6 protein-coding genes are annotated in these 8,193 nt (G+C 35.7%); 4 read left to right on the plus strand and 2 right to left on the minus strand.

Annotation, left to right across the window (positions count from 1 at the left end; all coding sequences use genetic code 11):
• Positions 1 to 188 precede the first annotated feature (188 nt).
• The 4 genes from ACFIJQ_RS05305 to ACFIJQ_RS05320 all read left to right on the plus strand — a co-directional run bounded on the left by ACFIJQ_RS05305 (position 189) and on the right by ACFIJQ_RS05320 (position 6,945).
• Positions 189 to 695: a hypothetical protein gene (locus tag ACFIJQ_RS05305; protein WP_375628929.1), complete on the plus strand. Its 507-nt coding sequence runs from the start codon at positions 189 to 191 to the stop codon at positions 693 to 695.
• Between the two features lie 444 nt (positions 696 to 1,139).
• Positions 1,140 to 1,355: a hypothetical protein gene (locus tag ACFIJQ_RS05310; protein ID WP_273788465.1), complete on the plus strand. Its 216-nt coding sequence runs from the start codon at positions 1,140 to 1,142 to the stop codon at positions 1,353 to 1,355.
• Positions 1,356 to 4,058: 2,703 nt separating this feature from the next.
• Positions 4,059 to 4,502, plus strand: a complete 444-nt coding sequence (locus ACFIJQ_RS05315; protein ID WP_273788466.1) for a hypothetical protein — start codon at positions 4,059 to 4,061, stop codon at positions 4,500 to 4,502.
• Between the two features lie 1,684 nt (positions 4,503 to 6,186).
• Complete coding sequence (locus ACFIJQ_RS05320; protein ID WP_375628932.1) at positions 6,187 to 6,945, plus strand: DUF4167 domain-containing protein; 759 nt, start codon at positions 6,187 to 6,189, stop codon at positions 6,943 to 6,945.
• Between the two features lie 279 nt (positions 6,946 to 7,224).
• On the opposite strand, the gene ACFIJQ_RS05325 is transcribed toward ACFIJQ_RS05320, so the two are convergent.
• Together ACFIJQ_RS05325 and ACFIJQ_RS05330 are read right to left on the minus strand one after the other, a co-directional pair.
• Positions 7,225 to 7,674 carry a hypothetical protein gene (locus ACFIJQ_RS05325; protein WP_273788468.1) on the minus strand — a complete coding sequence of 150 codons (450 nt, stop codon included), beginning with the start codon at positions 7,672 to 7,674 and terminating at the stop codon, positions 7,225 to 7,227.
• A gap of 43 nt (positions 7,675 to 7,717) precedes the next feature.
• Positions 7,718 to 8,083: a hypothetical protein gene (locus tag ACFIJQ_RS05330; RefSeq protein WP_273788469.1), complete on the minus strand. Its 366-nt coding sequence runs from the start codon at positions 8,081 to 8,083 to the stop codon at positions 7,718 to 7,720.
• Between the last annotated feature and the right edge of the window lie 110 nt (positions 8,084 to 8,193).

Genomic DNA, 8,193 nt, shown 5'->3' on the forward strand with positions numbered 1-8,193 from the left:
GGTTGTCTGAGGTTGTCTGAGGTTGTCTGAGGTTGTCTGAGGTTGTCTGAGGTTGTCTGAGGTTGTCTGAGGTTGTCTGAGGTTGTCTGAGGTTGTCTTGAGGTTGTCTGAGGAATGCAAGAGCCGTACAACGGAAAAAGATATTCAAATGCTTAATACGCGTTTAGCTTATCAAAAAGGGGGATATAATGGCACTTTTTCCATTTTCTATTGCTGATATTGATGATCCTGAATGTATTCGTGTGGTTCTTTATGCTAGCGGAAGAATGGGACATGCTCCTTTAAACGCATTGTTGAAGAAAGCATATGAAGATATTACAAAAATTTCAAAGCGCATGGATGCTTTAGCAAAGCGCATGGATGTGTTAGAAAAAAAATTAAATACTCTAGATCCTACCAAGGTCGAACAGAAAAAAAATACGAAAAAAGAGAATCAAGACAGTATTAATAATGTTGTGAGTGCTGGAATAACGGCATCGAGCAGTATTGTGAGCGGATCAGACATTAAAATAGAAGCATTGTCCGCTGGAGACATATTTTTTTCTCCAATAAACGAGACGCCAAAAATAGACTACAGCTCTTTTGTTTCAAAACTTACAGCACAGGAGCCGCTAGAAATACACAGTAATGTTAGTCAATACATGGGTGTTGAGCAGTCTAGAGGGATTTCTTCTTTGTTTAAAAAGGAAAAATAGAAAAAACTGATTATAACAATAGGTATGGGTTGAAGTTATAGATCAGATAAACTTTATTTATATCTTCGGTGGGGTGTGGAATTGCACTCTGTTTGAGATGTTAAAAAAGGTAAAAATTGATAGAGAGTCTAGTTTTAATAAAAAGAGAAGCCTTGTTGCAGGAAAGTTGATCATGAGTTGTTGGGGAGATTAGGGCGCATATTGAAATCTAAGGGTAAGTTTTTAAAACCTACAGAGAAAGGAGCTGTGCCCAAACAGAAACGCATGGCAAAAGAAGTTTGTAAACGATAAAAATCTTGCAATAATTTTAAAAAGCTTTTGGATAGAGCGTTCAGTGATTTTAAATTTATAAACAATTCGCTGTTTTTACGCTTTTTTAAAAGAGAAAAAAGCAGTCTGTCGCAATTTTAATTTGTCAAAAATCCCATAAAAAGAAAGTTTTAATTGTCACAAGAACAAAAGCAGAAAAATTCCTATAAGAAAAAAAATGTGTGTCATTATATCTTTTCTTATAAAGAAGAGCAATGTTGTACTGTTGGAGCAGGCTTGAAAGAGAAATTTTCACTTGTTTTCTTATCAAACAAGATTGTACAAGCGGTTGTTGATTTGTCTTATCTTGCTTATGCTGTAAATACTGTCCTTTCAGGTGTGATGATATAAGGTAAACCTCTTTGTAAGAGCCAAAATAACACAAAAAGTGTTTTTAAAGGCGTGCCAAATATTTAAGGCAGGGCTTATTTGTTGAGCTTTAAGTTTAAGTAAATCACATGTGGGAAAGCTAAATGGACCCCGCTATAATCCGAGCTATTAATAGATTAGATTAGGTGAAGCTTCGTCTTTTGAAGTGGTGGATGCAAGTTAAGAAAAACCAGCTTTTACAAGGGTAAAAGAACGGGTTTTATTATAATTATGTACTTAAATCATGTGTGTTTTTCATGGATGATATTGAAATAAAACTACAAAGTATTTTGATTTTAGAAAGTGCGTTGTTGCAAATCACTTCCATTAATACGAAGGCGTCATTATTTATACTCTTTTTGGATAAGTTTTATAAATATAATTAAAAAGCTTGCAATATTATACAATTTGTGTATAAGTATTTATTATTGATTTCTTTTGTATTTTATTTAATTATATCTCTATTCATAAGCCGCGCCATTTAAAGGTGCGGCTTTTTTTGTCTAATAGCAGGGGGGCTATATATCTATTATTGAGGTGGCTTTGGATGTTTTTTTCATTATTCGCATCATTGTATTTTGTGATTTCGTTTTGCAGTGAAATCTCTAAATTCTTGTGTGTTTTATCCCAGTGAGGAAGATTCAAAATAAAAATGCAGGTATCTGTTTAGTTTCTTTGCGTTGATTATAATGGGGGCGTTGAATAGTTAAAGAATGTTTGTTACTGTTTGACGGAGAGTGGTATGGGGTGAAGCGTAAAATGGTGGCGCACTTGAAGGGCAATTATTATGCATGCCCGCATGATCAAAAATGCAAATGTGTCTTTTACAGTGTTTGTTGATCTCGATTAGAAAGTCCATTCTTTTCTTTGTTTGGAGTTTTACATCAATAATTTCTTATCTTGTTGTCGTGCTGCTTTTTGAGAGTGCGGTGATAGAAGGCATGTAAGTTTTATATATTGAAGTGTTTGTGTGTGGTGAATATGAGGTGTTTTTTTTCGTCATGTGATGAACTCTTCGGGCGGTGGGGATTTTGTCCATAAAGCGTCATAAAATATCGCTTTTTGTTCTATGGTGATAGAGATCCCATGAGGGGTAAAGACAAAGGGGAAAGTCAAGTGGATTTTGCGAGCCAATCATGTAAACTGGAACGAATTCCATGCGGGTATAAATCAGGTTCTGTTTGTTGCATATAGCGCTATTTGTTGCATAACTTGTGATAGCCAATTCTCTAAATAAGGGGATTTGACCGGTAGCAGAAAAAAGGAATCATTACGAGACAGAAAGAGTGCTTGTTTCAGAATGTCTAATGCTTTTGCATGACATAAGGAACGCGAAATTCTGTCACGCCTTCCTTTCATATTTTCAAGTCTAGGGTTATCCATATATTTCCTTCAACTTGATCTTTATGCATAGGACACAAGGGAATTGGATGCAAGGGAATTGGATACAAGAAATTGGATGCAAGAAATTGGGATGAATATTTTTGGGATAAGCAAAGCTAATATGTTACGCTCGTTGTTTTACAGCGCGTTTGATAAAAAGCTAAGACATCTTTCCAATCCATTATGTGTGTAACTTTAAGGCGTTGTTTTCTTAAGAGAGTACAGAGCTTTTTTATTGCTTGTCAAACAACATCAAATTTCAAAGCTGTAGCATGTTTGAGAGAAAGAAGAAGAGAGCCTTACGGATTCAGAAGGGCAAAACTCTCTGAGCGATTCCAGCTTTTGTAAGCTAGACTTTATGTATGTCAGATGAGGGCTGTATTTGAGTGATTTCTGAAATAGGAAGACAGCCTTATTGAGAAAAATATAAAGGCATATTAATCACTCGTCGTGCTATCATTTTTTTGCTTTATGATTTTCAAAACTATCTATAGCGATATTATTTAAATAATAAAGATAATGCCTTATGCCATTGTGTATCGCGTGTCTTTTTGGGATTATGCCTCTCACATAAAAACAGAATGCTCAAAATATTAAAATATTATTTGTCTTCGAATATACATTTATTGCATATTCACGGACTTGTTTTAAAGAGATATCTCACTCCCAAGTCCCTTTCACAAGGACACTCGTCAATGGTATAAGGGTAAAGCTCCTATGAAATGTATAAAACTTATAAGATATCTCCCTTATCTTTATGCTTCATAAAAGTGCAGACTGGTATTCTCATACACTTTTTCAGCTCCTAATAGTATGAAAGTCTTGGTTCGTGAGACGCTTTATAAGAGGCATATGCCTTTTTTGTACAGTTTTTAATCCACATGCCAGCTCCGCTTGTAACTTGCAAGCGACATGGTTTTGATCGTTTCAACAGAAAACAAATTTAGGATGAGAGAAACTTATGGTATTCAGGTCTCTTATTCGATATGAAAAACAACAAATACTCTTTATAAATCAATGTGATTTGTCTTAAAGAAGACGAATTGTTTATAGCGCCACATGGATGAAGAATCTTCGTCTTTTAAGGTAGTGAAAGAAAATTATAATCCCTATTTTTTCATAAAGGGCATGAGAAAAGTGTTTCACAAAAATTTTATACGATAAAAATTATACGATAAAAAAGAGTCTTTTGACATAAGAGTCTTGATCGTTTGCCGCTATAACCTGTATTGTGTACACAGATACTTCTATCATTTTTTGCTGTAAAAGCTTCTCTTGGGATGTTTAAAGGGTGCAATCTTTATGGAAAAAAGAATTCGTGCAAGGCAAAAGGCTTATTTTAAAAGATTATATCGCAAGATTGCTTTTGTTTGCATAATACTTTTTTGTATAGTGATTTTGTGTTTTGTTGTTGCAAAGGTGATCAGTTATTTTTCTTCTCATAAAAAAATAACACAACAAGCACCCGTTGAATTGGTTATTCCTGTTTTTGATCTGCGTGTATATTGCAAGGAAATTTCTGCTTCCGTTATGCCCGATATGAAAAGAGAAGTTTATCAGCATTGTCTTAATTTGGAAAGTGAGGCCTATTTTGCTATTCGTGAAATGTGGGATCAGCTTTCTGATACTGCAAAAAAACAATGTTTGACGTTGGTACGACCTGGGGATGGAAATTATTTTCTCTTACGCGATTGTTTTCTCAATGAAAAAGAAAATAAAAAAGGCAAAAGACGCAATTACTTTTAAGTTTTTATACGGAAAGTTAAAAGGATGCGAATTTTGATGAAAAGATAAAAACCCCTTAAATTACGATCTGCCTCGAGACCAATAGAAATTTTATTTATTTATCTTGTTATATTGCACTTCTTATTTAAGGTGTGGCGCCATAAGGCATGGATGTCTCCTTGAAATGTTTAAGGGAGCGTGGTGGAGTTTTAGGAGGATTTGTTGAGCTTTTTTAAGGGAAATAACAGGCGTGGGAAATCCATTTCGTAATGGCTCTGGTGAAGGGTATAATGGTAAAGCCCCCATGAAGTGTATAAAATTTATAGAGCATATTCATCTTTACGTTTCAAACAAAAGTAAGCCCCAAGTACCACTTACACTTTGCGAGCTTTCAATGGTGTTTGCTGACAGCCCTTGAGCCTTAGAGATGGTTCATAAGAGGCACTTTTAGCCTTTCTTTATCGTTTTTACTCCACGCAAGCTTTTCCGTGTGTAACATGAAAGAAAAAGAGATTGATTCAATAGCAAACAGATTGAGGATGAAAAATCCTAGGGTATTAAGTTTTCTTACTCAACACAAAAAATATGAATGATCATTATAAATCAATTCAGTGTACGAATTTTACAAGAATTTTGATTGTTGACAGAGCAGTGTGACTTGAGAACCTTCGTTCTTTGAGGGCGTAAGTCAATAGAAATGACAAAAATGAGTAAAAAAGAAACATTCCTTTTATAAACATTCAAGGCTGATTCATGCGTAAAGTGCTGTGCTGGGTTTACAAATGTGCTTGTTTTATAATTCCAGTTTTCTTTATCAGAAAAGATAAGAGAGGAAATGCGTTATGCCATTCTTATTGATAGTTTTTGAGGAGGGCATGTTTTTGAGAAGAAGCTGATTTTTAGAAAAGTGTGACATATTGGTCATTTTTTTATAATTTTATATTTTTTTTGTATTTAAATATTTTGCTTTTTAAGCTCAATTTGTTATAAATAAAAGCTGTGATTAATTTAAAAACTCCATGGGTTAAAATAGAAATTGATAGTATCTGGCTTATTTAGGAAAGAAGATTAATCTCTTGGTGATTATAGGGCTTGAATAATACTTCGTATTAATCTATCTATAAAGATCAAGAGGTTTTGTGAAGCGATCGTGGATTATCGCTCGCAAGGGGTTGCTTTAGCGATGAAGAGAGGCTATATTCATAAAATAAAGAGGTTCGCGCAGTGACTCGTTGGGATGGAAGTGCTTGTGAGTTAAATGCACGAGGGGGTAGAGGATATCGGCGTTTTTAGGAGCGGTGGTTTTAGAGCAAAAAAGGAAGCTTCTAATATTCTCTGGCAGGAATTTTTCTTTGTCAGGTGTGTTGTATGTGTGTTTTCCTTTTTGTTTTCCACAAGATAATTATTTTTTTAGTGAAATATGGTTTATTTTAAAAAAAACACTTGGCATTTTATGTGAACATCATTAGGTTTCTGCTGTTTAACAGAGAAAGAGGGAATTTTTGATTTACGATTTCCCTGCTGTTTTATGATTTTCAAGAAAATATATGCTTTTATCAATATCAGTAGGGTTCGTTTGAGTAAAATAAACGCGGATAGCTTGATAACCGTATGTTAAAAATGATTAGCATTATCAAAAGGTAATGCAATGAGGAAGAGTCAATTAAGACATACATTAAGACAAACACTCCAAAAAGGGATAAAGATGAGGCCACAACAAAATAGACGGGTACGCGGTCGCAATAATAACAATAATGGTAATAACAATAATAATCGTCGCGGTCCTAATCCGTTGTCTCGTAATTATGAAAGCAGCGGTCCGGATGTTAAAATTCGCGGGAATGCTCAGCAAATTGCCGATAAATACATAAGCCTTGCGCGTGATGCACAAGGTGCGGGTGATCGTGTTATGTCGGAAAATTATTTACAACATGCCGAGCACTATTTGCGTATTATTTTAGCAGCAGCTGGACAAATGTCTCAATCGGCTCGACGTGATGAAAATCGTGGTGATGAAAATCGTGATGAAAACAACGAGCAAGAATGCGGTGAAATAAATCTTGACGGTGAAAAAAAGGATACTGTCGAGGGTGATACAGATGTATTACAGATGCCGTCGCAAAAAAATGGTAATGGCCAATATGCTAAAACGCAAAATGGGGATGCGCGTGAAAATGCTTTAGAGGCTCTATCGGATGAAAAAATGGATCAAGAGCACTGTCGCTCTGAGAAAAATGTTGAACCCGTCAAAAAAACACGTCGTTCTCCCCGTCGACGTACTGTACGGACCCAACAAGATGAATCATCTCTTGAGCTTTCACTTACAACAGCAGAAAGCACGAGCAATGGAGATGCATCAACAGCAACAAAAGAGGCTTCTTCGTTGCCTGGATTAGGTGAGGGAATACAGAGAAAAACGCGCCGTCGCCGAGTGGTCAATCTTGAAGCAGAGGAAAATGTTTAAACCTGAAGGGTGCTGTTTAAGCGCTTGTGGTGATGTTATTAGTATCATGATGGTGAATTATATATGCTCAAGAAGCTTTTTGCGCTTCTTTGAATTTTCACGGTCAGTACTAGGAACTTAACGAAGGGTGTCGACAGACAAGATTGCCTCTTTGCTGGGATTTAAGTGAGGGAATACAGAGAAAAACGCGCCGTCGCCCAAGTGGTCGTATCTTGAAGCAGAGGAAAATGTTTAAACCTGAAGGGTGCTATGTAAGCGCTTGTGGTGATATTAGTTTGCTTAATGAGGCATTGTTTTCGATATTTCTTTTTTTGTTTCAACAGAAAGAACGGCGATTAATGCACCGGTGTGATAATTGTAAATCATAAATTTTGTTTGTCCATCAGGGGTTAAAACTTTCAGTACAATATTGTGTTCTGAGAGGCTTTGCGACAAAATCTGTGTTTTTTCCGGTAGAGAGAGCGTATGATGGATAACGTGTGGGGTTTTGCTGGGAGAGGAAGATAGCTCTGTTTGTTTTGGCGCTGATCCGGTTGCTACCACTTTATAAACAATTAAAAACAGTACAGTTAGAATAAGGAAAAGCGTTATTAAAACAGAAATAATCATTAAACCCATAAGTTTTTTTCTCACTCGTTCTACAGCAGGATCTAAAGGGAGATCTTGAGGCAGAGAGTTTTGCTCTGTGTGATGGTCTTTTGAAGGTTGCATGCGCTTATTATCCATCATGTCTTTCATTGAGTATTTTTTGAGATCTGATGGGTTTATGCTTTTAAAGTTTTTTGTGCAAGAGGTTTGTGGAAGAAGAATGCAAAAGAGGAAGCGATGTTGGTAAAATACCTTCTTTCTGGACTGTAGATATCTTGTTATCTACGTTTTGGCTTTTAAGCAGGAAATTTCCACGGTTTGTTACAGACCAGATCAACTTTACTTCTTGTTGATGTAAATCCGCATGGACGTTTATACATTGAGCAAAAATTTGTTGTCCAGAAAATGAAAACTTTTTTGTGGACGGTATCATGGATTGTTCACATGCTTGAGCCGTTGGATAGATTTTAACCATTGTATTGTTCGAATAGCAACTATTAAAATCATCTGTACATGAAACTAATAAGAGGATAAAAACAAAGGGATTCATCAATCATTTTCCAAATGAGAGGTTGACAGCATGGGCTCCAATTTGTCAGCCTAGGGGCTTCTTCACTGTTAAACGTTTTTACAGTTTTTTAGTTCCCCTTTGAGATGTCC

It is taken from the genome of Bartonella sp. TT67HLJMS, assembly GCF_042193375.1.
In the GTDB taxonomy this organism is placed as follows: domain Bacteria; phylum Pseudomonadota; class Alphaproteobacteria; order Rhizobiales; family Rhizobiaceae; genus Bartonella; species Bartonella grahamii.